This is a genomic window from Photobacterium piscicola (assembly GCF_046058925.1).
Lineage (GTDB): Bacteria > Pseudomonadota > Gammaproteobacteria > Enterobacterales > Vibrionaceae > Photobacterium > Photobacterium piscicola.
The window spans coordinates 778,892-804,402 of the sequence record NZ_CP175535.1; the positions used below are offsets into that span (position 1 = coordinate 778,892).

29 protein-coding genes are annotated in these 25,511 nt (G+C 37.9%); 15 read left to right on the forward strand and 14 right to left on the reverse strand.

The features are described 5' to 3' along the window. Positions 1 to 49: 49 nt before the first annotated feature. Together ACJZU6_RS18050 and ACJZU6_RS18055 are read right to left on the reverse strand one after the other, a co-directional pair. A complete protein-coding gene (locus tag ACJZU6_RS18050; protein WP_408901001.1) occupies positions 50 to 1,405 on the reverse strand; it encodes a cation:proton antiporter in 1,356 nt (451 codons plus the stop codon). Positions 1,406 to 1,745: 340 nt separating this feature from the next. Next, a complete protein-coding gene (locus ACJZU6_RS18055) occupies positions 1,746 to 2,486 on the reverse strand; it encodes a glycerophosphodiester phosphodiesterase family protein (protein ID WP_235865782.1) in 741 nt (246 codons plus the stop codon). 286 nt (positions 2,487 to 2,772) lie between these two features. On the opposite strand from ACJZU6_RS18055, the gene ACJZU6_RS18060 reads away from it, so the two are divergent. The 3 genes from ACJZU6_RS18060 to ACJZU6_RS18070 all read left to right on the forward strand — a co-directional run bounded on the left by ACJZU6_RS18060 (position 2,773) and on the right by ACJZU6_RS18070 (position 5,744). Beyond that, positions 2,773 to 3,351 carry a nucleoside triphosphate pyrophosphohydrolase family protein gene (locus ACJZU6_RS18060; protein ID WP_080156171.1) on the forward strand — a complete coding sequence of 193 codons (579 nt, stop codon included), beginning with the start codon at positions 2,773 to 2,775 and terminating at the stop codon, positions 3,349 to 3,351. A 118-nt stretch (positions 3,352 to 3,469) separates the two neighbouring features. Beyond that, entirely contained in the window at positions 3,470 to 4,822 is a 1,353-nt protein-coding gene (locus tag ACJZU6_RS18065) for an MATE family efflux transporter (RefSeq protein WP_408901002.1), read from the forward strand. Between the two features lie 103 nt (positions 4,823 to 4,925). Further along, positions 4,926 to 5,744, forward strand: a complete 819-nt coding sequence (locus tag ACJZU6_RS18070) for an alpha/beta fold hydrolase (RefSeq protein ID WP_408901003.1) — start codon at positions 4,926 to 4,928, stop codon at positions 5,742 to 5,744. Between the two features lie 81 nt (positions 5,745 to 5,825). Here ACJZU6_RS18070 and ACJZU6_RS18075 read toward each other — a convergent pair whose 3' ends face one another. The 3 genes from ACJZU6_RS18075 to ACJZU6_RS18085 form a co-directional block, all read right to left on the reverse strand. After that, entirely contained in the window at positions 5,826 to 6,626 is an 801-nt protein-coding gene (locus tag ACJZU6_RS18075; protein ID WP_080156563.1) for an alpha/beta fold hydrolase, read from the reverse strand. Between the two features lie 114 nt (positions 6,627 to 6,740). Beyond that, positions 6,741 to 7,835: a nucleotidyltransferase family protein gene (locus tag ACJZU6_RS18080; RefSeq protein ID WP_080156169.1), complete on the reverse strand. Its 1,095-nt coding sequence runs from the start codon at positions 7,833 to 7,835 to the stop codon at positions 6,741 to 6,743. 90 nt (positions 7,836 to 7,925) lie between these two features. Further along, positions 7,926 to 8,813, reverse strand: coding sequence for a lysostaphin resistance A-like protein (locus ACJZU6_RS18085; RefSeq protein ID WP_408901004.1), 888 nt, complete (start codon positions 8,811 to 8,813; stop codon positions 7,926 to 7,928). A gap of 140 nt (positions 8,814 to 8,953) precedes the next feature. On the opposite strand from ACJZU6_RS18085, the gene ACJZU6_RS18090 reads away from it, so the two are divergent. Continuing rightward, positions 8,954 to 10,444 carry a cobyric acid synthase gene (locus ACJZU6_RS18090; protein ID WP_408901005.1) on the forward strand — a complete coding sequence of 497 codons (1,491 nt, stop codon included), beginning with the start codon at positions 8,954 to 8,956 and terminating at the stop codon, positions 10,442 to 10,444. A 101-nt stretch (positions 10,445 to 10,545) separates the two neighbouring features. On the opposite strand, the gene ACJZU6_RS18095 is transcribed toward ACJZU6_RS18090, so the two are convergent. The 3 genes from ACJZU6_RS18095 to ACJZU6_RS18105 form a co-directional block, all read right to left on the reverse strand. Then, positions 10,546 to 11,082: a protein disulfide oxidoreductase gene (locus ACJZU6_RS18095; protein ID WP_408901006.1), complete on the reverse strand. Its 537-nt coding sequence runs from the start codon at positions 11,080 to 11,082 to the stop codon at positions 10,546 to 10,548. 2 nt (positions 11,083 to 11,084) lie between these two features. Next, entirely contained in the window at positions 11,085 to 11,288 is a 204-nt protein-coding gene (locus tag ACJZU6_RS18100; RefSeq protein ID WP_080156165.1) for a hypothetical protein, read from the reverse strand. Positions 11,289 to 11,410: 122 nt separating this feature from the next. Continuing rightward, entirely contained in the window at positions 11,411 to 11,791 is a 381-nt protein-coding gene (locus ACJZU6_RS18105; RefSeq protein ID WP_408901007.1) for a hypothetical protein, read from the reverse strand. Positions 11,792 to 12,114: 323 nt separating this feature from the next. Between ACJZU6_RS18105 and ACJZU6_RS18110 the strand changes: the two genes are divergently transcribed. After that, positions 12,115 to 12,702, forward strand: coding sequence for a pseudouridine synthase (locus tag ACJZU6_RS18110; RefSeq protein ID WP_408901008.1), 588 nt, complete (start codon positions 12,115 to 12,117; stop codon positions 12,700 to 12,702). 63 nt (positions 12,703 to 12,765) lie between these two features. On the opposite strand, the gene ACJZU6_RS18115 is transcribed toward ACJZU6_RS18110, so the two are convergent. The 3 genes from ACJZU6_RS18115 to ACJZU6_RS18125 all read right to left on the reverse strand — a co-directional run bounded on the left by ACJZU6_RS18115 (position 12,766) and on the right by ACJZU6_RS18125 (position 15,740). Next, the gene (locus ACJZU6_RS18115) at positions 12,766 to 13,431 is read right to left on the reverse strand and encodes a DUF305 domain-containing protein (RefSeq protein ID WP_107276545.1); all 666 of its coding nucleotides are present in this window, start codon (positions 13,429 to 13,431) and stop codon (positions 12,766 to 12,768) included. Between the two features lie 87 nt (positions 13,432 to 13,518). Next, positions 13,519 to 14,556: a ribosome small subunit-dependent GTPase A gene (rsgA, locus tag ACJZU6_RS18120; RefSeq protein ID WP_408901009.1), complete on the reverse strand. Its 1,038-nt coding sequence runs from the start codon at positions 14,554 to 14,556 to the stop codon at positions 13,519 to 13,521. 5 nt (positions 14,557 to 14,561) lie between these two features. Beyond that, on the reverse strand, positions 14,562 to 15,740 hold the full coding sequence (locus ACJZU6_RS18125; protein WP_080156160.1) for a MerR family transcriptional regulator: 1,179 nt from the start codon (positions 15,738 to 15,740) through the stop codon (positions 14,562 to 14,564). Positions 15,741 to 15,974: 234 nt separating this feature from the next. Between ACJZU6_RS18125 and ACJZU6_RS18130 the strand changes: the two genes are divergently transcribed. Next, the gene (locus tag ACJZU6_RS18130; RefSeq protein ID WP_080156159.1) at positions 15,975 to 17,006 is read left to right on the forward strand and encodes a cytosolic protein; all 1,032 of its coding nucleotides are present in this window, start codon (positions 15,975 to 15,977) and stop codon (positions 17,004 to 17,006) included. A gap of 91 nt (positions 17,007 to 17,097) precedes the next feature. Here ACJZU6_RS18130 and ACJZU6_RS18135 read toward each other — a convergent pair whose 3' ends face one another. Then, complete coding sequence (locus ACJZU6_RS18135) at positions 17,098 to 17,712, reverse strand: hypothetical protein (RefSeq protein ID WP_408901010.1); 615 nt, start codon at positions 17,710 to 17,712, stop codon at positions 17,098 to 17,100. Positions 17,713 to 17,928: 216 nt separating this feature from the next. Between ACJZU6_RS18135 and ACJZU6_RS18140 the strand changes: the two genes are divergently transcribed. The 9 genes from ACJZU6_RS18140 to ACJZU6_RS18180 all read left to right on the forward strand — a co-directional run bounded on the left by ACJZU6_RS18140 (position 17,929) and on the right by ACJZU6_RS18180 (position 24,105). Continuing rightward, positions 17,929 to 18,570 carry a glutathione S-transferase family protein gene (locus ACJZU6_RS18140; RefSeq protein WP_408901011.1) on the forward strand — a complete coding sequence of 214 codons (642 nt, stop codon included), beginning with the start codon at positions 17,929 to 17,931 and terminating at the stop codon, positions 18,568 to 18,570. Between the two features lie 920 nt (positions 18,571 to 19,490). Then, positions 19,491 to 20,231 (forward strand): ALI family subclass B1 metallo-beta-lactamase, encoded by a 741-nt coding sequence (gene blaALI, locus ACJZU6_RS18145; RefSeq protein ID WP_408901012.1) that lies wholly within the window; start codon positions 19,491 to 19,493, stop codon positions 20,229 to 20,231. A 162-nt stretch (positions 20,232 to 20,393) separates the two neighbouring features. Further along, positions 20,394 to 20,888 (forward strand): peptide-methionine (S)-S-oxide reductase MsrA, encoded by a 495-nt coding sequence (msrA, locus tag ACJZU6_RS18150; RefSeq protein ID WP_408901013.1) that lies wholly within the window; start codon positions 20,394 to 20,396, stop codon positions 20,886 to 20,888. 142 nt (positions 20,889 to 21,030) lie between these two features. Beyond that, positions 21,031 to 21,597, forward strand: a complete 567-nt coding sequence (locus tag ACJZU6_RS18155) for a sugar O-acetyltransferase (RefSeq protein ID WP_327764873.1) — start codon at positions 21,031 to 21,033, stop codon at positions 21,595 to 21,597. A gap of 85 nt (positions 21,598 to 21,682) precedes the next feature. Continuing rightward, complete coding sequence (locus ACJZU6_RS18160) at positions 21,683 to 22,078, forward strand: ACT domain-containing protein (protein ID WP_408901014.1); 396 nt, start codon at positions 21,683 to 21,685, stop codon at positions 22,076 to 22,078. 84 nt (positions 22,079 to 22,162) lie between these two features. Continuing rightward, positions 22,163 to 22,411, forward strand: a complete 249-nt coding sequence (locus ACJZU6_RS18165; protein ID WP_327764875.1) for a DUF3297 family protein — start codon at positions 22,163 to 22,165, stop codon at positions 22,409 to 22,411. Between the two features lie 313 nt (positions 22,412 to 22,724). Next, positions 22,725 to 23,201 (forward strand): prolyl-tRNA synthetase associated domain-containing protein, encoded by a 477-nt coding sequence (locus ACJZU6_RS18170; RefSeq protein WP_158258972.1) that lies wholly within the window; start codon positions 22,725 to 22,727, stop codon positions 23,199 to 23,201. A gap of 62 nt (positions 23,202 to 23,263) precedes the next feature. Beyond that, a complete protein-coding gene (locus ACJZU6_RS18175; RefSeq protein WP_327764877.1) occupies positions 23,264 to 23,734 on the forward strand; it encodes a pyrimidine dimer DNA glycosylase/endonuclease V in 471 nt (156 codons plus the stop codon). 89 nt (positions 23,735 to 23,823) lie between these two features. Next, complete coding sequence (locus tag ACJZU6_RS18180; RefSeq protein ID WP_080156562.1) at positions 23,824 to 24,105, forward strand: hypothetical protein; 282 nt, start codon at positions 23,824 to 23,826, stop codon at positions 24,103 to 24,105. Between the two features lie 252 nt (positions 24,106 to 24,357). Here ACJZU6_RS18180 and ACJZU6_RS18185 read toward each other — a convergent pair whose 3' ends face one another. Next, positions 24,358 to 24,711 carry a hypothetical protein gene (locus tag ACJZU6_RS18185; protein ID WP_408901015.1) on the reverse strand — a complete coding sequence of 118 codons (354 nt, stop codon included), beginning with the start codon at positions 24,709 to 24,711 and terminating at the stop codon, positions 24,358 to 24,360. 167 nt (positions 24,712 to 24,878) lie between these two features. Further along, entirely contained in the window at positions 24,879 to 25,397 is a 519-nt protein-coding gene (locus tag ACJZU6_RS18190) for an Hcp family type VI secretion system effector (RefSeq protein ID WP_045038862.1), read from the reverse strand. Positions 25,398 to 25,511 lie beyond the last annotated feature (114 nt).

Here is a 25,511-nt window from a genome sequence, read left to right on the forward strand (position 1 = left end):
GATCAACAGTGGCTATTAAATTGAGCTTACAATCGCGTCTGGTTAGCTGTTAGCTGTTAGTTGTATTAGTTTCTGTTGTGGTATTTGAAATGTTCACTGTTGATGCAGAATTTGCTGGTGTGTGATCCATTTTCTCTTGTTCTGCTTTCGCTTTGTAAATCATTGGTGTAATTGTTGAACCTTGCACAATAATAGAGAAAATAACTACAGCATAAGTCATTAACACCACGATTTCTTTTACATCAATGTCTGGGCTAAAACCAATTGGAATGCCGCTTGGAATCGCCATTGCCATCGCAAGCGCTAGACCGCCACGTAATCCACCCCATGTTAGAATTTTAATCGATAATGGGTTATAGGTACGGTAACGGTTAAAGATTTTATAAGAATATTTTACGCTGAGGTAACGGCTCAGTAATACTAATGGAATTGCAATCACTACTGCTACGATATCAATGGCATGGAAGGTGAACGTGATCATCATTAAGCCAATTAATAAGAATAAGACCGCATTTAAGATCTCATCAGCGAGTTCCCATAAATGTGATATTTGATGCGCAGCTTCTTCTGAGATTGAATTACGAGTCCAGTTACCAATAATAATACCCGCAACCACCATCGCCAATGGTGCAGAGACCTCAATATGTTCACTAACGACATACCCAAATGTTGGAATTAGAATCGTTAAAATTAAGCGGAACATATTGTCATGTGAGCTTTTAATTAAGAAGTGGAACACCACTCCAATAACCGCACCACATGCAATACCCCCTAATGCTTCACGGGCAAATAATAGCGCAGTACTAGCGACTGTTGGCGCTGTTTTGCTGAATGCAATTTCAAATAAGGTAACAAAAATAACCAAGCCAACACCGTCATTAAACAGCGATTCGCCTTCTATTTGAGTTGAAATACGTTGAGGAGCATTAAGTCTTTTAACAATAGCCAAAACAGCAATGGGATCGGTTGGCGAAATTAAAGCACCAAATAGGCAGCAATAAATAAAATCGATATCAATGGTACAAAGTTTAAATAGCGCCCACAGTACAATCCCGATGAAGAAGGTTGAGAAAAGAGTGCCAATAAGTGCTAAAAACGTGATTTCAAATTTTTGATCTTTAAGGTGAGGCAATTGAATATTTAATGCACCAGCGAAAAGGAGAAAGCCTAATACGCCTTTGAGTAAGAAGTCATCAAAGTTGACTGCTTGTATCATCTGAATGACTTCATGTTCCTCTTTATGAGGAATATAGCCTAATTTACTGAGTGTTAAGAGAGTCAGTGATATTGCAATTGACCAGCCAGTGATGGCAATGGTTGGTTGAAACTTACCAATACGGTGGTTAATAATTGAGATAAAGACAGCAATGGCTGCCATTATACAGACGGTGTCATAAGCTGACATGAATAATGTGCTCCACTAGGCATCAAATAAGTTGTCGTTAGACAGTTGTTGGCATAATTATCTGATATTGTGTGTAATAAAAGAGAGTTATAAATAAATGGGGTTTAATTTATATTCTCTATAAACATATTTTTACATTTTAATGATATCAAACATAAATTGTTTATATTGTTTTGAAATGTAAAGTTCCACTTTTAGTGGTAATAAAACTGCCGTATAAAATATAGATGAAAATCAATATGTGGGGTGTAAAAAGAATAAGAGGAAATGAAAGTGAGGTTTGTTACGAGTCAATATTGGCTATTCATTGACTCGTGAACAATATATTAAGAGGTGGTGATTATTGCTTTGCTGCTGAGATTAATAAACCAGGGTTGTCACTAATAATAGTGCTAACACCCCAACGGGTAAATTTATCTATTTGCTGAGGATCATTCATGGTCCATATTTGTAGTACTTTCCCTGCATCCGTAATTTCTTTTGCCAACTTCTCATTGAGTAAGTGGTGATCTAAGTGGATGCTGTATAGGTTAAGTTTGGCATCTAAACGAGCGATGTCTGGCACCCAGTCTTCAATGATTAAGCCTCGGCGAACTTCAGGCCATAGTTTTAAGCAGTGTTTTACTGCGTTATAAGAGAAACTAGATAAAATGAGCCTATCGGTATCGAAACCATAATCTTTAATTGTTTCAATGGTTTTTCGAACTTGAAGCTCAACTTCTTCCTCATAATGGACTTTAATTTCAAGGTTGATATTTAAGCCATAATCATCACAAGCTTGCAGTAATTCTGTCAATGTTGGAATGGTAGCATCGGCAAATTCAGCAGCAAACCAGCTTCCTGCATCTAATTGCTTTAGTTCACTGAGTGGCTTATGACGCACACTTCCGGAACCATTGGTACAACGACGGACACTTTTATCATGAATAATAACGGGAATGAGATCCTCGCAAAGTTGGGTATCCGTTTCAATCCATGTAGCGCCAGCATTTGCCGCGGCTTTCATGGATATTAATGTGTTTTCTGGGGCAACTGCGCGCGCGCCACGGTGACCTGCAATCATCACTTCTCCAACATACATATTATTATCTCAACATAGAGAGTTACGGTTGAAATTTTATTGGCTTTCCTTTAATTCGCAAGTGATTAAATACGAATAATGATATCTCAATTGTTACGTTTTAACTCATTGCTATAATGGTTAAGTCTATTTTGTCATCAAGCTAACAGATTTTAGGTGATTGGTTTTGTATCTGGTACGAGATTGGATTAGTATCTCTGCCCGTCGTGTTATTTTATTAAGCATAACCTTGCGCTGTGAGTAATAAAATAATCTCTTCCCTTAAATCTGAAACAAGGATATTCGAATGAAGCTTTCTGCGCTAGACCAACCCCTTTTCGATCACCTTTACAGCGATATTCGAGAGTTTCGTTCCACCTTTGACTTAGATATTGAAACCCCTGCGAGCCTAGATGCTCAAGCTGATGCATTACATACTTCATTAGCGGTTGAAGAAATGACAGAGCTTGCTGAAGCTGATTCATTGGTTGAGCAAGCTGACGCGATTGTTGATTCGGTGTATGTATTAATGGGGCGTTTAGTACATTTAGGTGATAAAAAAATCACTGATAATATTGGTATCAGTTACTTGATTGATATTTTATTGCAGATGTCTGAGCGTTTAGGATTTACATTCATTGATTGTTGGAATGAAGTCCACTCAAGCAACATGAGCAAAGTATGTCGTAGCCAGCAGCAGTATGACGAGACTGAAGCTTTTTACGCCGAGCAAGGTGTTGCACTGATGGCAAGTACCAAAGGTGATTATATCATTGCTAAATGTGCACAAGATGTTGAAGTCAATGGTAAGCTGATCCGCACCGGTAAAGTTTTGAAATCTGTTTATTACCGTCCGGCTGATCTTGTTAAATTAGTTATTCGTTAATTTACAGCTAAAGTTATTTTTGATCCTCGCTATGGCGGGGATTTTTTATTGGTAATCAGTACCAAGTCGAAAATCGATGCGTTGTACTCGTTACTAACGTTTTATTTAAGTTGTTATTATGAATGTAAAAACAATGACACTTCCAGCGTCCCGCAGTTTAGCTCATCAATTGTTTACCATGACATGGCCAATGCTCTTTGGCGTATTATCACTGATGAGTTTTCAGTTAGTCGACAGTGCGTTTATTGGCCAACTTGGTATTTTACCGTTAGCCGCGCAAGGTTTTACTTTACCGATGCAAATGTTAGTCATTGGTTTACAAGTGGGATTAGGAATTGCAACTACCGCCTTAATTTCACGGGTATTAGGTAATAATGATCATCATCGTGCGCGTCAATTAGGCGGGGTAGTGGTGATCCTTGGCGATATTGGCATCATGGCGCTGTGTGCGGCAATCTGGTTTGGCCGACATCAGTTGTTATGGTTACTTGGTGCGCCTGATAATGTTTTTGGTGTTATTGATAGCTATTGGCCCGTATGGCTAACAAGTGCATGGTGCGGTTCGATGGTGTACTTTGCCTACAGTATTTGTCGTGCCAACGGTAATACCTTGTTACCCGGCATTATGATGGTGATCACCAGTGTGCTAAATATTGGTTTAGATCCACTGTTTATGTTTACCTTTAATATGGGTATTAATGGTGCGGCATGGGCGACTATTGTGTCGTTTAGCATCGGTATGCTGGTGGTGTTTCCATTATTATTTAAACGCCAATGGTTGAGTTTTGACTGGCGTGGATTGGCCGTTTATAAAGCCATCAAAGAATTAGTTCATATCATGGCTCCAGCAATGTTAAGCCAATTGTTACCCCCTGTTTCTGCCATTTTAGCAACAAAATTAGTGGCTAGTTTTGGTGCGGCAACCGTTGCTGCTTGGGCATTAGGATCACGATTAGAGTTCTTTTCACTGGTTATCGTTTTGGCATTAACCATGTCGATGCCACCGATGGTGGGACGTTTACTTGGTCGTAAAGATATTGCCAGTATTGAAAAATTGATCATGATAGCGGTGCGATTTGTATTGATATGGCAAGTGGTTATCGCGATCGTGCTCTTTTTAAGTGCGCCGTCGTTAACCCAGCTATTAACCAGTGATAGTTCGGTACAACACATTTTGATGATCCATTTAACGCGGGTGCCTATTAGTCTTGGTGCATTAGGAGTTTGCATGCTGATGGTTTCTGTTTGTAATGCCATGGGATTACCGATGCGAGCTTTATTGATTTCTGCATTACGATTATTTGTGTGTTATTTGCCCGTATTATGGTTGGGTGCGCATTTCGCAGGTTTGTCAGGGCTGTTCACTGGCGCAATGTTGGGTAATATTGCCGCTGGACTCTGCGCGTGGGTGTTCTATCGCCAAGGATTAGTCCACATTAGAAATAAGTATCGAGTTACATCAATGGCGTAACGGTTATGATAATGTGCGTGATAATTCAGATGGATAATCTTAGCTTAATAATAAAATAACGAATTAATATTCACGATATGTGAATCAAGAAAGGATACCTGCAATGCAAACATTCGCTATTGATGGTCAGCAAATGACTTACCGTGATCAAGGAACAGGGCCAGTGCTTGTTTTTGGTCACAGCTATTTATGGGATAGTGCAATGTGGGCACCGCAGATCGCGGTATTAAGCCAACATTACCGTTGTATTGTGCCAGATTTTTGGGCGCATGGTGGCTCTGACAGTGCGCCATCAGCAACACGAACATTGCGTGATTATGCTGATAACGTGTTGGCATTATTGGATCACTTAGAGATTGAAAAATTTGCTGTTATTGGTTTGTCCGTGGGGGGGATGTGGGGCGCAGAATTAGCCCTTAAAGCGCCTGCGCGAGTGACGGCATTAGTACTAATGGATACCTTCTTAGGTTATGAGCCTGAAGTATTGCACGCGAGATATTTTGCGATGTTAGATACTTTACGCGATCAGCAACATGTTCCTGCGCCATTGATCGATATGATTGCACCATTATTTTTCCGTCGTGATGGTCACTTGCATAATCCGCAGTTAGTGAGTGAATTCCGTAATTCTCTTGCACAATTACAAGGTGAACGTGCGGTGGCAGTGTCTGAGATGGGACGCATGGTGTTTGGGCGTCGTGATACGTTTGATGATATCGAGCAACTTACGGTTCCGACATTAATTATGTCTGGCTTAGAAGATAATCCGCGCCCGCCACTTGAAGCACAATTAATGCATGACGCAATTGATGGCAGTGAATATGTGCTGATTCCTGAGGCTGGGCATATTAGTAACCTTGAACAACCACAATTTGTTACCGCTCAATTACAGCGTTTTTTAAATAAAGTGGTCGCGATGTAAGCTCGGTTTATTTAACTAAAGCGTGTTTCAGTACAGCATGTTAAGCCCAGTGAGATTCAATTCTCACTGGGTTTTATTATTTTAGTGGGCCGGTAATGGTTGGCTGTGCAATTGAATAAACTCAATTGAATGATGATTAAATGCTTCTGGCTGTTCAACATTACATACATGGCCGCAATTTGATAATTGGGTTAACACACTATTTTGATGACGTTTAATCATCTCTTTGACAGACTTAATAAACATGTAGTCATGTTCACCCATTAAATACAAAGTCGGAATAGCGAGTTCTTTTTCCTTAAAGTATTTCATAATCGGGTTAACATCCGTTGCCAATTTGAACCATCGTTTAAATTCTTGTTGGCAAAGCTTTTTAGCTTCTCGAATAAATAAATGACGTGATTGACGCTGGTTTTTTTGTGGCATCACTACATAAGCAAATATACGGTATAACCACATATAAGGCAGAACATGTTTGCTCAAGTTCCCCAAGCTAATTAACACTTGAGAGCGTGTATTTAAACGTGTTACCGCGCCACCTAATGTCATGGTTTGTACTCGCTCTGGCGCCAGTTCAGCCAGATGGCGGATAATGATTGTTCCTAATGAGATACCAACAAAGTGAGCCGACTCAATTTTAAGATGATTAAGCACATTTATAATATCTTTAGTCACCATTTTGAAGGTATAGCGATTGTCCATTACATCCTGAAACATGGTGTTAGATTTACCGTGACCACGCAAATCTAAGAGCAATAAATTAAAATGCTGTTTATAGGCTTTTATTTGCTTAAACCAAATAGCAGAGCTTCCCCCCGCACCATGGACAAATACGACCCACTCTTTACTTTGTTTATGTGGGTATGTTTTGTAAAACAGCATGTTATCCAAATTCTTCTTCCTTCCTTGAGAATGGCTTAGCATAGTAACATGAGAATTCTTACGCGTGCCTGTCTTATTAGGTATCAAAGAATGATAATTGGAAGTTAGTCGTATTTAGTTGATCACTTCTTCATCGTCATGCGGAATACTATTAACAATTAATCGTTTAATAATATGCGGCACAATACAGTAGACTGGCATTTGTTTTAAACGGCCACGAAAACGCAGTGATTTTACGGCGTCACGATAACCAATGTTGCGATGCAAAGGAAACTGGTAGAGAAAGGCATCAATAAAATGTTGTTGATAGAACCAATAGGATAATCGGTTTAACTTATGTTGCTTAAAATATGCCCATACATTATCAGGCACAGATAAATCAAATAAGCGGTGACATAAATTGACCGCAAGATAAAGGCTATTATCATTGCCGACTTGTTGGTGAAGTTGAATTAAATTATGCCAAAACGTGGGGTCTTTACTGAAGAAAACAAACTGCAAATATAGGCTGTAAATATCCCGTAAGCCATAATGGTAATCCATTTGGTGAAATAACATAATTGCTTGATGAAGTACCATTGCATCTGGCGATAATAATGTGGCAGGTTCACACAATGGCGGTGATAAGTGGTGGTGGAGTAAAGGGGTTGGGTCGAGTTTGTTGATTAATGTTTTAGGTAATAATTGAAAGTGAATTGCCAGCTCAGTACGCCTTTGTTTGTGGATCAATGGCGTGGTTTGTTGTGCCCAACGACGATAAAACGTTTCTTCATAATCAGCGATGTTTTTATAGCGCCAGCCATTATTTAACAGTGCTTTTTCTACATTGGCAACGTGTTGCTGCGGAACATAAATATCAATATTATGCTTAATTCTGCCAGCAAACATATCGTTATCAAGTAATTGCAAGGCGCTACCGCGTAAGTAGCGCCATGAACTAATAACCCCTTGTAAGTGCTCAGTGAGATATTGATGTTCAAGTAACAATTGTTGTTGTTGTTTTTGGTAGCTGTGAAACCCAGACAGTAATTGCTGTTGGGTGTGGAGGGGAAGATCGTGTTCGATATTCGCCCGCTCACAACACGCCTTTAATTGCCCTAATAATGAGAGGTGGCGGGCTTCAGTCATGATCTGATAACTGCATTTATGATTAGCATTCAATAATAGTGTTGGATTATTGAGAACATCTATAAGCAATAATTGTGACATTCCATCCTGTTCCTTATCCCTGTTTATGCTTTTGAAGCACACGGTGCTGTGTTCAAAGAAGGGATAAGACTTCTTTTTTATTTTGCATTATTACAAGGGCAGTGGGTAAGTAAAAAAGACTAAATGAAGTAAGTTAAATGCAAAATGAACCACGATAGCGACCGTTATCTTCTTAGTCCAATAATAGCTTAAACCATAAAGTATGCCAGCCAGTGTCGCAATTACGATAAACAATGGACCACCAGCAAAGTGTGCAAATCCAAATAAAACACTCGCAATAATAATCGCTATAGGTGGAGCTAATTTCTTACATAGCAGTCCCTGAATATAACCACGGAAAAGTACTTCTTCAGCGACACAAGTAAAAATGAGATTATTAATAGCAAAGATCCACCACCATGACGGTAAAGTGAATTCAGGCTGCACCAGTTGTAATGCCCATGCTAATAACGGTAATGTGATTAATCCGCCACCAATAATACTTTTTTGCATGCGTGAGAGCGAAAGATGATGCCAGTTATATTCGTTATTGCTTACTATATTGGGCACGAGTAGTAGCAGTGCAAAAATAAGCATGGGTTTATCGATATTAAAGTAAAGCGTAAACGGTCGACTAAGTGGACCACTATTGACGTGATCAAGCACCAACAAATTATTGATACCAGGGTATAAATGTAGAATTAGCCCGATGACCCACAAAATCACAATGGTATGACCCGCGTAGATCAAGGGCTTAGATTGTTGCCGAGCAGTAAAACTGGCAATAGCAATACCACTGATCATAATGGCTGCACCGATAACTGTTAAAACGTTAAACGTTACGGCTGTGATCAGTGACAATAGTAGTGGTATACGCCAAGAAGTTGTTTTTGTTAACGCACAACCGATGCTAATTGCCAACAATAGCCATACCAACATGGTCGGTAAAATAAGATAATTCATAAAAAAGAAGTGATAAAAAATGATAATCGTTATCATATACACCAGATTGATGATTATTCAAACTTGTTTTTTATGATTTATTACCAAATATGAGCAGTAGCTAAGATGGTTAATTCGATATAGATAACGATGATCTGCGATTACTCACTTTTATTATATGAATATGGAATTAGGAAATGACGGATACATTACAATCGACAACACGTGCATTAATGGTACAAGGTACGACGTCAGATGCAGGTAAAAGTGTGCTGGTGGCTGGATTATGTCGCGTGTTGGCACGCCAAGGTATTCGTGTGGCACCGTTTAAATCACAAAATATGGCATTAAACAGCGCTGTGACCAAAGATGGCGGTGAGATTGGGCGAGCACAAGCCGTTCAAGCTCAAGCCTGTGGTATTGAGCCTAGTGTACATATGAATCCTGTATTGCTTAAACCCAATACCGATGTTGGCGCACAAGTGATCGTACAAGGTCACGCTTTAGCTGATATGGATGCTGTGGGTTTTCATAACTACAAGAAAGTGGTAATGGCGCCGATCATGGAATCATTCGCATTGCTGCAACAACAATACCAAACCATTGTTATTGAAGGTGCGGGTAGTCCTGCTGAAATCAACTTACGTGAAAATGATGTGGCAAACATGGGCTTTGCTGAAAAAGCCGATGTGCCGGTGATCATTATTGCAGATATTGATCGCGGTGGGGTGTTCGCTCATATCTATGGCACGTTAGCGTTATTGTCTGAATCAGAACAAGCGCGGGTCAAAGGTTTTGTTATCAACCGTTTCCGTGGTGATATTAAGTTACTTGAATCGGGTTTAGAGTGGCTAGAACAAAAAACAGGTAAGCCAGTATTAGGCGTGTTACCGTATTTACATGGCTTAATGTTAGAAGCTGAAGATGCGATTAACTGCCAACAAGTTGATGCCGCTGATCATCAATTAAAGGTGGTAGTGCCTGTTTTAACCCGCGTCAGTAACCATACTGATTTTGATCCCCTGCGCATGCATCCGCAAGTTAACTTGCAGTTTGTCGGCAAAGGTCAGCCTTTTCCTGCCGCCGATTTAATCATTATCCCAGGAACCAAAAGCGTTCGCAGTGATTTAGCGTTCTTACGTGAACAAGGTTGGGATAAACAGATCCAACGTCATTTGCGTTTAGGCGGCAAAGTGATGGGTATTTGTGGTGGTTATCAGATGCTAGGTGAAACCATTGCTGATCCACATGCCATTGAAGGTGGAGCGGGGGTTAGCCAAGGTTTAGGGTATTTATCTATTGCTACCACCATTGAGAAAAACAAATGCCTGCAACAAACAGAGGGCACACTAACCATGCCTAATCAAATGCCTGTTACCGTTAAAGGTTATGAAATTCATGCGGGTGTTACTCAAGGTGTGAGTGCCAATGCACCATTACAGTTAACCGATGGTCCTGATGGCCAATTAGGTTGTGATGATCAAGTGTTTGGCACCTATTTGCATGGTATTTTCGAACAACAAGGTGCATGTGATGCTATTTTACGGTGGGCTGGTTTAGAAGCGACCCAAACTCCTGATTTTGATGAAATTCGTCAGCAAGGCATTGATTGTATTGCTGATACTATCGAAGAATACATGGATCTCGCGGCTATATGGCCACAATGGGCTGATAAATTTAAGCGTTAATTCGGCTATTTTGCACAGCTTATTTTACAACGATAGTTATTGCATAAGTTACTACCAACAACCATTGTTGGTAGTAACTATGACATGATTTATATCACGAGCTAAGCAAAAATCAGCCGTAACCATAAGCCTATCGGGGTTGTTGCTCCGGTTGTTATTGACGAAATCTGACCATTTTTAATGATTATGATTGAAGGGGTCGCAGTAACGCCCCATTCTCGACCAATTTTACCTGTTGGATCATTGATGACTGGGAAATTGTATTCTTTATACTTCATAAATTGGGCAACCCGTTGGTTCTCGCCAGATGTAACCGCAACCGATACCACTTGATGATTATCCGCAAGCCAATCAACACTAGGGCTAACAAATTTACACACTGAGCACCATGTCGCCCAAAAATAGAGTAATACGGGTTTTTCATCACTCATCTTTTTAATATCAACCCATTGCTGATCCAGTGTATTTGCCGCTAATGTAGGGATCACGTCTGATGGCATATCTTTACTGCGCCAAGCATCTATAGCGATAAAAAAGAGTGATAAAATGAGCACCAGTTTTATGATTTCTTTTGCTTTTAGCCATAGCTTAGTTGCTATATTGGTCGCTTTTTTCGATTGGTTTTTTTTAGTTGTCATTATTATTTCCCCCTTCCAAATTCTAGTGTTTGAATCACCGTATCGTGATTGAGTAATTCCGTTAGTATTAAACAGAGTTGTGCTGGTGGATGGGTTAACATGCCTGTTTTTAACGATGGCGTAGCGACAGGGATCGTCGCTAGAAATAGCACTGATACTAACGATACCGTAAATAAAACAGTACTAATAATTTGATTTTTAAACACAATGTTGCTCCGTGAATAATTATATAAAAAGATATAAGTATTAGGAGGGGCTGTTATTACACACTATGATGCCTTGGTTTTTTAAGGCGTAATAATGCTCGATCTTCAGACCCTGATTGTGTTTATTCTTGAAAGGTACAAAAAGCTAAATGTCGCCGTACACCATAGGAGGTTGTTGGCTCAGGAGGGAAGTACTTAACCTCCGATTGCTTTAATATCGCTGCAATAATAACAAGGGCGAGGATAAACATTGGAATCGCAAAATCAATGTTAATCGTGTTGGCATTAACAAGATGCTCACTATTACTGCATTGCGTTTCTAGATCTGAGTGCGTTTGTGGATGAGATTGAAGCTGTTCAGTTGCGTCAGTTATCGGCGTTAAAGAACATAATGTAGAAAGGCCTAAATTTTGAGAAATACACACTAATAGCACAATACTCACTAAAATCAGTGACCATGAAGCGAGAGTTTGACGCTTATATTGTAAGAGTGAGAATTTCAAAAAATTAACTCTGTGGTGAAATATTTAACAGAATAATATCATATTTAGCCCATGATAATTAATCAATATTTAAAGTGTTATTAAAAGTAAATAACATCAAGTACACCTGAACATTAATTTTCAAAATATAGCTGTTCTATTTTTGTTGTTATATGTAAAGATGTTCACTTCTTAAAAAGTACATTTTCGAATGCATTTTTACATACTGCGGATATTGTTATGTTATGAAATCGTCTACCACTCGACTCGATCGTTTTATAAGTCAACATAGTATTTACTCTATATCAGACACTCGTCTTTTGGTTGCTCAGAAAAGGATCATCGTGGATGGAGAAGCTGCACATTCAACGCATCAGAAAGTGACTCAATTTATGCATGTTGAATTAGATGGTCACAGCCTTCAAGATAATAAACCGATTTATATTATGTTGAATAAGCCGCAAGGTATTGTCAGTGCGACCAAAGATTCTAAACATACAACTGTATTAGATTTAATTGATCATCCTCAAAAAGATGAATTACATATTGTTGGGCGGTTAGATTTTAATACGACAGGATTAGTGTTGTTAACTAACGATGGCACATGGTCACGTCAAATAAGTTTACCTGAAACCAAACTCGCAAAAGTATATGAAGTGACTTTATCAAAACCTGTTACTGAAGAATATATTACCGTGTTCAAAGAGGGTATTTATTTTGGGTATGAGAATATCACCACTAAGCCCGCGCATTTAGAGATCGTCTCAGAGTATCAAGCACGGCTTTCATTGGTTGAAGGGAAGTACCACCAAGTGAAACGTATGTTTGGCTTTTTTCAAAATGAAGTATTAGCACTGCATCGTGTATCGGTAGGACACTTATCGGTAGCTGGGCTTGAAAGTGGTCAATATCGAGAGTTTTCGATTGATTAAAAACAGATAAAATAAATCCGACTTATTTAAGTCGGATTTATGTATAAGTAAGTGTGATCTTATTTACTTCGCAGGCACTGTCGCTGGTGTATTATCTTTTAGCCATGTTTTCATAAAGCTAATTTGTTGTTGTTGTGACTTGATAATACTTTGTGCGAGAGTCTTCGTTGATTGATCTTTTAGATAAGGCATGATGACTTCTGCCATTTCTACTGCTGCTTCATGGTGAGGGATCATACCCGCAATGAAATCAACATTTGGATGACCGGTTAATTTAACTTCCATCATGTTGTGCATGATTTTCATTGATTTGGTCATCATTTCTTGTGAGTTAGCAATATCACGTTGTGCTAGTGGTATTTCTTTGTGTGTGGCTAACCAATGCTTCATATAAACCACTTCTTCTTTTTGTGATTTAATAATATTAAGTGCTAATTTATGCACCGCAGGGTTAGTCAGTGTTGGTAGAATTGATTCACTCATCACAATCGCCCCTTCATGGTGAGGAAGCATACCCGCTATAAAATCTAAATCAGGATCACCGGTTAATTTTAACGTATGCATACCTGACATTGCCGCCATCGAGTCTTTCATCATTGTTTGTGATGCTTGTAGACTAACGACTGATTTAGTTGGCATTGCATGACTGTGATCGACCACATTTTCACTTGCAAATGCAGTGGTAGAAAGTAGTGCTGATAAAACAATAGCTAAAGATAATTTTTTCATGATGAGCTCGATATGTATTTGTTATTAGAATGACAGCATAAAGCTTCCATTACAGGGAAGGTCAAGATGATTATGCTGTTTTTTCTTTTATTTGAATTTTTTTATCGACCTCGCTTGATCTTGAATGGCGGTGACCATTTTAGTAAAGGTGCGATCTTTTGCTCTTTTTTGTGCCAATGTCGCACTATTATGAGCGTCTTCGCGTAATAGTTTATGAAAGTTATTCAATCTTCTTGTCGATAATTCGCCGTTTGCGATTGCTTTTACTACCGCACAGCCGGGTTCATTTTGATGCTGACAATCTTTAAAACGACATGCAGTAGCGAGAGATTCAATATCAGCAAATGTGAGTTTTATCCCTTCTTTTACATCACTAAGTTGTAGTTCTCGCATTCCTGGGGTGTCCATCAACAGCCCGCCTTCAGGTAGCCATTTTATAGTACGGTACGTTGTTGTGTGACGTCCTTTGCTGTCTTGTTCTCGTATCGCATTGGTTTCCATTTCATTATGGTTAAGTAGATTATTGACCAGTGTCGATTTACCCACGCCAGATGAACCTAAAAAGGCGACGGTCTTACCACGCTGACAATAACTTTTTAATGCGGAGAGGCTATTGTGGGCAAGCCCATTAACACAGTGAACACTTAACAGTGAGTCTAACTGTTGAACTTGTTGTCGAATATCTTCTACGTCATCACATAAATCAGCTTTGGTTAAGATCACAACAGGCTCGGCATGGGTTTCTTTTACCAGCGCTAAATAACGTTCGATTCGATTTAAATTAAAATCGTCGTTAAGTGAGCTAACGATAAATACCACATCGAGGTTTGCTGCAATAAGTTGGCGGTCTCGGCTACTACCTGCGGCTTTTCGCTGAAAAAGGGATTGCCTTTCAAGAACGCGAACCAATCTGTTTTGATTAAAAACCACCCAGTCGCCAACACATATTGCCTCAAAATTTGGTGGTAGCTTATACCTTAGTGCATCATCGCCAGCTAAGATAATCACGTCGGATTTATGTTGTTCAATGATTCGTCCAAGGAAACAGTTTGCGACTTCTTCTAACGATAATTGTTGTTGGAAAAAGGGACGTAAACCTAAATCAACTAATGATGGTGTGCTCATAAGCTTTATTTACTCGGTTTTACGATAAAGTAATGATAGGTGAAATCTTTGGCAACACTGGTTTCATAAATACCAATTTCTTGTTCTACATCCAGTAATGCTTGAGAGGTTGGCATGGTTGGTTGTAATGCTTCAACCCTTGCTTTTAATGGTAGCCAATAATTTTCCCAAGCGTTTAGCCCCAGTGAAAAATGATCAATTACGTCATAACCTTGAGCCTGAAATAGCTTGAGTCTTGTAGGTATCGTTTGAATATCGGGATAATTGGATAGCCAAAATTGTTTAACGTTTTCATCAGGCATATCAGTAAGCCAAACCAAATCACTGACGACCAGAATACCATCATCTTTTAATAACGGTTTCCATTGTTGAAGTGCATTTTCCATTCCCATAATATAAACACAACTTTCAGCCCAAATAGCATCAAAACTCTTGGCTTCAAAGGGTAGAGCTGTCATTGATGCGCAAACAGGTGATATACGATCGACCAATTGTGAGTCTTTGATTTTTTGATTAAGTTGTTCAATTGCAACGGGTTCATTATCTACCGCGGTAATATGTGCTTTGGTATTGTTAGCCAGTAATACTGTCGATCCGCCTTTGCCTGAGCCAATTTCTAAAATACGGCGCATTTGCTGATTAGGCATCAGTGATATGGCATTTAAGGTATCTTGTTTACTACCCGGAGCCCATTGCTCTAATGGTGTAAATATTGTCATAAAATCGTTCATGTACGCATTGTGTTCATTCATGTCTTTTGATAACCACTTTAGTCTGAGAGCTTCTTTTTCATCATAGCCTTGCGTGTTGAGCCAGTTAAGGTGAACATTGGGTGCACTTTTACTTAAAGAACTGTGTAATTCTCGCTGTGATCGTTCCCCAAGTAACCCTAATAACAACTCACGCGCTTGGGTCTTCTTTTGAATGTCTTCTGTCAGTTGAGTTAACCGTTCTGACAAGATACTTTTATCCAACTTGGCTTCTAAGCAGCTTTGACATTCTTTTAGCGTCAAGCCTGCACTTTGAAGTTGTTTAATTAAAAATAACCGTTGCAAATCGCTTTCACTGTAATGACGATATCCATTATCCAGTCGGTGGCCTTTAATCAGCCCTTGCTTCTCATAATAGAGTAGCGTGGTACGTGATATTCCTGCTTTAGTCGCTAATTCTGAAATCAAATACATGACGGATCCGATGTGTATATGTGTATTGTTAATATTTGGCTAGTATGAAGTGTAAAGCTATAGACAGGTCAATATTATTTGGTTTATTTTTCATTAAAAAGTAAAAAACCGTATGGAATATTTTTTATCTTTAAAATCGAGCAAGTTAAATTAAATAATTAGTGTTCTAACTAAAATTTTCGTTTAATGCCTATCTTTGCTACAATCCCGCGGTTGTTTTTAAAGGTGGGTAAAATGAAATTATTGTATTGGTTAGATGAGTGGCTAACACACTCTCGTTCACAGCAGCAAGCGCAACTTCCAATGTCAGGAGGGGACTTACTTGATGATGTGTTTGTTAAGTATGAGTTTGTTGATGTAAATAAGCCGCTACTGTTTACATTTTCGCCTGCGGGAACCAACGTACAGCAGCAAGATATTGATGAGAATTTTGCACCTTGGGGATTCCACCTCGCTAAAAAACAGAACGTGAATGTTATCTCTTTTCAACATTTAGGAAAGAGTAATTGGTTTCGTAGTCGTAACTTAATTTTCTTTCTTGAACAGTTAACTACGTTGCTTGAACCGTTTAGCTATCGCTTAGGCTATGGTCTCAGTCGTGGTGGTTTTGCGGTGGGTGCTTTTGCCAATTTATTGCAACTTGATCAAGTTTTATTATTTCATCCAGTGAGTACCAAGAATAAAACCATCGCCCCGTGGGATAGTCGTTCTAGTACTGAACTAGCGCAGCAATTTGATTGGGAAGGGGATTACCATGATCTCGATTTAGGTAAAGCTAAAGGCTATATTATTTACGATCCCACCAATAATATCGATCGCTTACATGCCAAACGTTATCCAGAATTGACCCATTTACGTGTATTTGGAATGGGGCATGGCACTCATGCTACTTACCTTAATAAGTTTGGTTTCTATAAGCAGGTCGCTGTTGATTTTATTCGCCATCAGCAACTTGATATTGCTCAGTTTCGTCAACAAACAAAAACATTACGCTTTAAAGAAGATTATTATCAAAGCCTAAGTAAGGCCAATGCATATTCAGAACACCGATTAGGGTTATTGAGTAAAGCACATAATATTTTGATTGATGAAAAAGAAGCGCATGTACAAGAGCATCAAGCTCAAATTGATGTACAACCTTTGATTGATATAGCCTTGAAACATCAAGATGATCATCCACAAGATGCGATTCAATTACTAGAAATGGCGCAACAACTGGTTCCTAACGACCCATTAGTTGAACATAAACTAAGACAGCTACTGTAAGATAATCCCGTTAAGACTGTTACTGATTACTATCACCACATCATTCATTAATATAAAACATCAGGAATGATGTGGAGATTGATATCAGTGCTTATTTACCGTTAATCATTGATTTTGTCGTTGTCGCGATTGTTTTGATATATAACATGAATAAGAAACAGATATTCTGCTGAATACGTTTTGCTATATTTTCTGAATCGTCAACCGCATATCGGTGAATACAAGGTGGAGTGTTGCGGTATAAATAGTTAATATTATCGGTAATCAATAAATGGCGTAGCTGGTGTTTTAAATTATTCATATCTAATAATTCTGTCATCAGATAATCGTAAATATGATGAATGCTGATAGGATTAAAAGAAAGCTTTTTATCAGTAATATTAATAAAGCCTTTCGTCATCACCATCACTTCTTCTGACCAGCGTGTAGGATCATATTGACGTGCGAGATAATGTGCAAAAGCAAAATAGCCATAGTCACTTTCAAGATTTGCTAGAGTTGTATGATCGCGATTCACCATATCAACCCAGCCATCAATATAGGGGGCTAATTTGGCCTCAAAGTAAGCAAAAAACTGCGAGTATGAACCTTTTATTTTGACTAAATCAAGAGGATGTAACGTAAGTTCTGCGTTTACTTGAGCAGCAAGCAAATCTGTTGTTAATGCTATTGTAGCTTGTGATGGTGCTATCGTTATATTATTCATATCTATCTTCGTTAGCTGTACAATCGTATGATTATTAAAATAATTTTATAGGGTGAGATTAGACAACGATTAGTAGTGGTGTTTTGTCGCCTAGCTCGCAAAAATTTAAAAAAATAAGGTTATTTAGTCGCGCTTTTAACTGAATGGTTAACTTGTAATCTATAGGGTGAGTTAATGTAATGCATTAATAAAAAACGATTAGACAAGGAGTCGATATTGTTCAAGCTTTATTACTATCCCAATAATGCCAGTTTAGCACCTCACTTCTTATTACATCACTTAAATGTAGATTATGAATTGTTGTTAGTTGATAAGCAGTCTAATGCACAAAAATCAGCAGATTATTTGAAGTTAAACCCAGCAGGCCGAATCCCTACATTAGTTATTGGTGAACAGCCTATTTTTGAAAGTTCGGCTATCTGTATTCATCTTTGTGAATTGCATCCTCAATCAAATTTAATGCCGGCGGTGGGAGATCCTAAGCGCCCTCTATTTTATCAATGGTTAGCATTTTTAAATAACACGCTACAAGCCGAACTAATGGTACGTTACTATCCACATCGCCATACAAATGATACAGCAACCATTTCCAATATTATTGCTGCACAAGACGAGAGAATTGCAGAAGCCCTAGCTATTATTGATAATCAACTCAAATATAACCAATATCTTATTGGGGATACGCTAACCGTATGTGATTATTTTTTATTTATGTTGGCACAGTGGTCGTTACCAATCGAAAAATCCCCGTTAATGTTTGAAAACCTTGCTGCTTATTTAAAATGCCTTTGTGACGATTCAACAATAAAGGCTGTTTGTAAGATAGAAGGGATCGATCTTGCTCCGTTTCGGGGGTAGTTAATTTATAAGAGCCCTTTAATAAGCGAGTTCAAATAATCATTTATGTTTCTACGTAAAATTTAATTGTCTTCTTTAAGGCTTGATCACGTGTTGAGTAGATCACGGATAGCTTCGTAACTCGACTTCCGATATGTGAATCTTGGGCAGAGTGAACGCCAAGCACATCCCTCACTTTTCGTTTATAAAAAGAACAAAGAAGGATTATTGGCTTGATACCAAAGAAATGTATAATTCCCAGTATTGTCGGGTCGGTAGTCGGTTATTGGCTGGCTCGTCAGTGCGATAGTTTTCACAGTTTATTGCTTGGTCAATTTCCTTTTTTGCTAGATAAAACCATGCTTTTTATGTGTTTGGTTCCAATTATTACCCTATTGGTGATGATTGAGAATAAGTACATATGGGGTAAATTTATAAAAATGCAAACAAACGCAGATGTGTGGGGTGTTTCATTTGGATTCCTAATAGGTTTTTTAACATTAGGTATTTATTAGGAAACAACAAACCACAGCCAAAGATTTTATAGCAATTGGGAATAACACCAGACGCTTGGCTTGAACATTGTAAACTGTTTTATAGAACATTATGCTAACGTAAGTAGTAGAGGGTTCTGAATGTGTGTATTCAAACTACATGTAGGTGGCATTGATACAAAGGAAAGTCAGTTAGTCACACCCTAATTAGAGATAGTTTCTTATAATTACCTGAAAATACTGCGATAACCGTCAGGATTGTAGGTTTTGTTGATCTTGAAATATGGGAATAGAACTGATTTAACAAAGAATTTAAAATAATGAACTGTAAATTTTATATTCGAGAGCTTATTGCTGGTGGAAGGATTTATTTTACATTTTTCTAACGATTAAAGATGAGTAAATATTGTATATTCACAATAATATTAAACAAAAGGAATGGAATTTATGTTTAAATTTTCTTTAGTACTATTCAGTACGTTGATTGGCTTTAATGCTTCTGCAACAGATAGGTTAGTTAAACCTCTTGAATTTGAAAACATCACAAATAACATCTTTTTGGTTAAATCGTACCGTGAATTTAAGAATTCAAAGAATCCAGATAAACCTATTTTAATGGATGCTAATTCATTAGTGTATGTTGATGGCAAGGATGCTTATTTAATTGATACACCATGGAATTCGTCGAATATGCCTCAATTGACGAAGTGGATTGAAAATAGAGGATTAACGCTAAAGAAAACGGTATTTACTCATTTTCATGAAGATCAAACTGGCGGGTTAGAATATTTACAAGATCATCACTTTGAGACATACGCCTCAGCATTGACCAATAAATTGTTGAAAGGTGATAAAAAAACAGCCGCTAACCATGATTTTTCAGATGATAATTTTGTGTTATTAGAAAATAAAATAGAGGTATTCTATCCAGGCGCTGGTCATTCTCAAGACAATTCAGTTGTATGGTTACCTAAAGAAAAAGTATTACTTGGTGGTTGTTTAATGCGAGCAAATGAAGTTAATACGATAGGATGGACTGGTGATGCCGATATAAAAGAATGGGCGGAGTCTGCTCAAAAAGTATTAACTAAATATCCTGAAGCTTTATTCGTCGTTCCTGGGCATGGTAATGTTAGTAAAGGCACGAGTATTATTAGCCATACTATTGATATTGTTAATAGTTTATAAATTGATATAACAATAGAACATCAGTGAAATCTTATTAATTCTAGTAGTTAATCAATTTCTGCCATGATTAAATGCGAGAAAAATTTCTAATTGCGATAAATATCAACTTATGGTTGTATGAAAAGTCATAAGTTCACGCAATGTGGCAATAGGAGTAATGATATGAGTCTCGAAAAAGCAATACTGGCTGGTGGGTGTTTTTGGGGTATGCAAGATCTTATTCGTCGTCAGCAGGGCGTGATTGCAACGCAGGTCGGTTATACGGGCGGTGATGTTGAAAATGCGACCTACCGCAATCATGGAACTCATGCTGAAGCGATTGAGATTATCTTTGATACCACACAGACTAATTTTACTAAAATCCTCGCTTATTTTTTTCAAATACACGATCCATCGACCGTAAATCGTCAAGGCAATGATCTTGGTACATCTTACCGCTCAGCTATTTTTTATACCTCTAATGAGCAAAAAAACATTGCTGAAGATCTGATTAAACGGATGGATGCTTCTGGTGTGTGGCCGGGACCAATTGTGACGGAAGTCGTGCCTGCTGGTGATTTTTGGCATGCTGAATCTGAACATCAAGATTATTTGTTGCATCAACCCAATGGCTATACCTGTCATTTCCCTCGTCCGGATTGGGTATTACCTGAGTAATTATTATAAATAATAAGTGTCATTATGTGATTGAAATAATGGCACTTAACTTGAGTGATTTTTCATAATTGAGTAATAGCACACATACTAAAATTGAGAAATACACTTTAATGGTGGCTTTATTTTACTCTGGAAAGTCACCATGAACGAAAAAGACAAAATGCTAGCTGGCCTTGCTTATAACGCGGGTGATGAACAACTCTTTGCTGATCGAATGCATGCTAAATCTGTTTGTCATCGCTTTAATATCGCTGATCCTACGCAGCTTGAAGATCAAATGGCGATATTAAAAGCATTATTGATCATTAAAGACAGAGCTCACATTGAGCCAAATTTCTTCTGTGATTATGGCTATAATATTGAAGTCGGCAGTAATTTTTATTCAAACCATAATTTAACTATTCTTGATGTCTGCAAAGTCACGATTGGCAATAATGTGCTGATTGGTCCCCATGTGATGATTTCAACCGCCACACATCCTTTAGATCCTATCGAACGTCAACATCAAGAATATGGCGCGAATGTTAGTATCGGTAATAATGTTTGGATTGGTGGCAATGTGTCAATATTACCAGGGGTAACCATTGGTGATAATTGTGTGATAGGGGCGGGCAGCGTAGTAACCCGTGATATTCCAATTAATAGTGTAGCGGTTGGGAATCCTTGTCGAGTAACAAAAACACTTGAAACTCAGTCAATCTCTGTATAAAGATATGAGCTTAATGCGATAAATGTTTAATCAAATATGGGTTAAACATTTATTGATATGTAATTATCATGGAGAGAGATAAGTTATGTCAGGTATTACAGAGTTAAGTGAATTGTTAGCCTCAATGAAACCTGTTCTAGTCGAGTCAGAGTTTGTATTCTGTACGGTTACAGGTGAGTTAAAAGAGTATGTTGATTTACAGCCAAAAGCCACGTTTATAGAAGCGGAAGGGCTAACGCTGATCCTTGAAAAAAAGGTAGCAGAGAAGGCACAATTAGCGTTTAGTGGCTCTTTTCGTCAAATTACATTAACGGTTCATTCAAGTTTAGAGGCGGTTGGGCTAACTGCTGCTGTGTCGGCGAAGTTAGCCGAGCATAATATTAGCGCAAATGTAGTTGCTGCTTATTACCATGATCATATTTTTGTTCAGGCGACAAAAGCAGATGTGGCTATGATTGCATTGCAGTCATTTAATGCTTAGTTTTTAGTTCTATTAATACAGCTCTTGAGCGTTAGTCCGAGATTGTCTACAATAGCGCACTTTTTATTTTCAACAGGCACCATCATGACCGATACTACATCACGACCAACTTTACCTGATCACCTTTCTGGTAATCCTCGTAGCCCACACTTCCTAGAAGCTGCTTTTGAATTCGAAATTGGCATTCGACTAAATGGTAAAGAGCGTTTTGATGTTGAAGAATACTGCATCAGTGAAGGTTGGGTAAAAGTACCGTCACCTAAAGCATTAGATCGTCGCGGTAACCCAATGCTTATTACGCTAAAAGGCACTGTTGAAGCTTTTTATAAGTAAGATGCAGCACTGAGTTAATGGTTGACCGTTAACTGCATTACTATCATTGTTTACCGTGTAGGTAGCAATCGATATGATGATCTTAGGGTCTAATAATGATTAGGCCCTATTTGATCAATAAAAAAGCTACTGTACTCCTTCCTTATTTTACATCCCCTTATTATTTAAAATTGCCTGGTTATTAAAAATACATTGCGGCTGATTTATCGCGATTAGTTCGATACTTGTTATTGGTTATTATTCATATTTACTTAGAGGGTAATAAATGAAATAGTAATAAAGTATTTAAATATTCGCTAAAATGGAGTTAAGCATGAATATATATAAGATACTTGATGAGCTAGGCATTGATTATAAAAAGTTTCAGCATCCTGCGGTGTTTAATTGTGAGCAAGCGCACTTATTAGCTTTAGATATTGATGGTGCAGCAACCAAAAATCTGTTTATTAAAAATAAGAAAGGTAATCGTCATTTCTTAATTATTATGATGGACGATAAAACCGTTGATTTTAAAAGATTAAGCCAAATGTTAAACGTTTCAGGTTTAAGTTTCGCATCCGGTAATCGCTTAGAGAAATACTTAGGCACCAGTGCGGGCTCTGTTTCTATTTTGGATATTGTTAAAGATACACAAGCAGCGGTTGAATTAATTATTGATAAAAGTATATTTAATTACTCATCCATACAGTGTCATCCCTTTACAAATACTGCAACATTAGAGATTCCGATAACGGGAATACAACAACTGTTAGCGCATTATCAACGTCAGTACACTGAAATAGAGATATAAAATCCACGAGCAGCATTTTATATTGAGCTAAGCTATTAGTATGTTCAATAAGGGATGATGCGATGAATATTTTTATTTTAGATCATGATATTGAAAAATGTGCTCAATATCATTGTGATCAACATGTGGTTAAAATGATTTTAGAAAGTGTGCAGCTTTTATGTACGGCGCTTAATAAAAAAGGATTTACGACACCGTATAAATCAACCCATATGAATCATCCTTGCGTGCTCTGGGTTGAGCAATCTTATGATAACTTTCTCTGGTTAAAAGCATTAACGTTAGCATTAAATAAAGAATATAAATTTAGGTACAATAAAACAACTGATCATAAATCGATTGCGGTATTAGCAAAGATTGAGCGTCATTCGTATGATGCCATAGGATTAACGCCATTTGCTCAGGCTATGCCAAATGATTATAAAGTAGAAGCGAATGCGATTGAGGCTTATCGTAATTTTTATCGCGGTGACAAGGCAGCCTTTGCTAAATGGACCAAACGATCTCCTCCAGAGTGGTTTTACGCTGCTTAATGCATAATTTAAGTATTATCGTCGCTATAATCAACGTATTATGTTTTGGTACCATTTTGATTTTATTCGATAATAAGCAAGGGTTAATGATGAATGTAGATAAAGCTAAAAAACGTATCGCAAAACAAGTTAAAAAAGGCTTTAAAGGTTACCCTCAGCTTTCTTTTGCCTACTTTGGTAAAACATCGAATATTGCAACGGAAGTGGTTGTTACCTTTACGCTTGCAGAAGGTGCCGAGCCTCAAGAACAAAAGTTTGTAAGTGAAAATGACGTTCGAGAAGATGAAACGATTCAATCTGTTCTCGTTAAGATCATCGATCGTGCGGGTGCTAACAGTGTGCTTGAAACGGAAGGTGTTAAGATTATCTAATTCTTTATTGGGACTTAATAAGAAAGTTATTTTTATTATTGAGTTCCAATTCTTATGAAATTCCAATTATTATAAAAGTACTTGAGATTTATACCTCAAGTATAACGTTATAGGCTGTATTCAATACTACAAACACGAACGATACGCATTAGTTTTATTTGCAAATCAATATATTAACCTTTGTTGATCTATTTTTTATTATAATAATCGCCGTATCTATTAGTTGCATTAATCGTATTAGTTATTAAATTGCTATTTTAGTAATTTACCTTTTACGTTATTAAACATTGATAATAACCGTTGATGAGCAATAAGGTGCTGCTGAATAAATTGTCGGCATACGATAGCTTGTTTAGTGTAATTCTCTGGTAGAGAGAGATTTAGTTCGTGTGCAATAGTTTGAGCGTGCTTAATTTCTTGTGTTGATGGCGGTGTTAGCGCTTCAGGAATAGCTTTTAAAATAGAGGCATCTAATGCTTCAGAAAATCCTTGCCATGTCGCTAGATCGATAGTGACTTCATCTGTTAATGATAATAATGCTTCTTGCTGTTTTGAAACGGTAAAGTGATAAGTAATATTGCCAAGCTTAAATTTAATGATATTCATATTAATAATACGGTTACTTACAGTAAATACGTGCTAGTTGAGGTAGGGGAAATATAGGGTTAATTTCTTGTGGAACCTCTGTAATAGCAGCGAATAATGCCTTAGCAAAGACATAAACGACAAAAGCCCGCGCGGTAATGACAGTGCGGGCAATAGTTATTTGATATTTATGCTTCTAACGGTGCGCGCCAGTCATCAGCACCAGATGTGCCTGAAACCGTATGATCCCAGTTAATTTTACGGTAAGCCATTGAAACTTCAATAAGCTGAGTGAAATCAGCTTTGGTTGAATCTTGGCAATGTGGCATTTGATTGTCGATATTTACAATCGTTGCATCGGTTAACGTAGTTGTGAAGTAATGCTCTTGCTTACCTTCAACAGAAGTGCGGTACCACTTAAGCTCAACTGTTGGCAGCATTTCACCTGATGCCAATGCGTTGTACATCAGTGGTACAGATTTGTTTAATGCCACAGTAAATTTAAAAGGTTTATGAACACGTTGGCCAGCAGGTTGACCTGATTGTGGATCAGTTGGCACGGTCACGACATGCTTAAACTCTTGCACTAGCATTTGGTCTTCGTGGCCTTCAACGTAAATGTTACCGACTGAATCAGCGGTAAATGAACCTGCGGTGATGTTGCCCTGAGTACGACCTTGGATAGAGATATAACAAGGAGTTGGCATTGTAATGTCCTTTATATTAATAAGTTAGAATGTATTTGTACTTAAAGCAGGATGCATGCCAAGATTTAATTTAATATAACTTATTGTTTTTAATGCTGTTTGTTTTAAGTGGAA

Coding starts and splice junctions, on each gene's coding strand:
- ACJZU6_RS18050 (WP_408901001.1), bottom strand. CDS start 1,405: ATGTCAGCTTATGACACCGTCTGTATAATGGCAGCCATTGCTGTCTTT.
- ACJZU6_RS18055 (WP_235865782.1), bottom strand. CDS start 2,486: ATGTATGTTGGAGAAGTGATGATTGCAGGTCACCGTGGCGCGCGCGCA.
- ACJZU6_RS18060 (WP_080156171.1), top strand. CDS start 2,773: ATGAAGCTTTCTGCGCTAGACCAACCCCTTTTCGATCACCTTTACAGC.
- ACJZU6_RS18065 (WP_408901002.1), top strand. CDS start 3,470: ATGAATGTAAAAACAATGACACTTCCAGCGTCCCGCAGTTTAGCTCAT.
- ACJZU6_RS18070 (WP_408901003.1), top strand. CDS start 4,926: ATGCAAACATTCGCTATTGATGGTCAGCAAATGACTTACCGTGATCAA.
- ACJZU6_RS18075 (WP_080156563.1), bottom strand. CDS start 6,626: ATGCTGTTTTACAAAACATACCCACATAAACAAAGTAAAGAGTGGGTC.
- ACJZU6_RS18080 (WP_080156169.1), bottom strand. CDS start 7,835: ATGTCACAATTATTGCTTATAGATGTTCTCAATAATCCAACACTATTA.
- ACJZU6_RS18085 (WP_408901004.1), bottom strand. CDS start 8,813: ATGATAACGATTATCATTTTTTATCACTTCTTTTTTATGAATTATCTT.
- ACJZU6_RS18090 (WP_408901005.1), top strand. CDS start 8,954: ATGACGGATACATTACAATCGACAACACGTGCATTAATGGTACAAGGT.
- ACJZU6_RS18095 (WP_408901006.1), bottom strand. CDS start 11,082: ATGACAACTAAAAAAAACCAATCGAAAAAAGCGACCAATATAGCAACT.
- ACJZU6_RS18115 (WP_107276545.1), bottom strand. CDS start 13,431: ATGAAAAAATTATCTTTAGCTATTGTTTTATCAGCACTACTTTCTACC.
- rsgA (WP_408901009.1), bottom strand. CDS start 14,556: ATGAGCACACCATCATTAGTTGATTTAGGTTTACGTCCCTTTTTCCAA.
- ACJZU6_RS18125 (WP_080156160.1), bottom strand. CDS start 15,740: ATGTATTTGATTTCAGAATTAGCGACTAAAGCAGGAATATCACGTACC.
- ACJZU6_RS18130 (WP_080156159.1), top strand. CDS start 15,975: ATGAAATTATTGTATTGGTTAGATGAGTGGCTAACACACTCTCGTTCA.
- ACJZU6_RS18135 (WP_408901010.1), bottom strand. CDS start 17,712: ATGAATAATATAACGATAGCACCATCACAAGCTACAATAGCATTAACA.
- blaALI (WP_408901012.1), top strand. CDS start 19,491: ATGTTTAAATTTTCTTTAGTACTATTCAGTACGTTGATTGGCTTTAAT.
- msrA (WP_408901013.1), top strand. CDS start 20,394: ATGAGTCTCGAAAAAGCAATACTGGCTGGTGGGTGTTTTTGGGGTATG.
- ACJZU6_RS18155 (WP_327764873.1), top strand. CDS start 21,031: ATGAACGAAAAAGACAAAATGCTAGCTGGCCTTGCTTATAACGCGGGT.
- ACJZU6_RS18160 (WP_408901014.1), top strand. CDS start 21,683: ATGTCAGGTATTACAGAGTTAAGTGAATTGTTAGCCTCAATGAAACCT.
- ACJZU6_RS18165 (WP_327764875.1), top strand. CDS start 22,163: ATGACCGATACTACATCACGACCAACTTTACCTGATCACCTTTCTGGT.
- ACJZU6_RS18170 (WP_158258972.1), top strand. CDS start 22,725: ATGAATATATATAAGATACTTGATGAGCTAGGCATTGATTATAAAAAG.
- ACJZU6_RS18175 (WP_327764877.1), top strand. CDS start 23,264: ATGAATATTTTTATTTTAGATCATGATATTGAAAAATGTGCTCAATAT.
- ACJZU6_RS18180 (WP_080156562.1), top strand. CDS start 23,824: ATGAATGTAGATAAAGCTAAAAAACGTATCGCAAAACAAGTTAAAAAA.
- ACJZU6_RS18185 (WP_408901015.1), bottom strand. CDS start 24,711: ATGAATATCATTAAATTTAAGCTTGGCAATATTACTTATCACTTTACC.
- ACJZU6_RS18190 (WP_045038862.1), bottom strand. CDS start 25,397: ATGCCAACTCCTTGTTATATCTCTATCCAAGGTCGTACTCAGGGCAAC.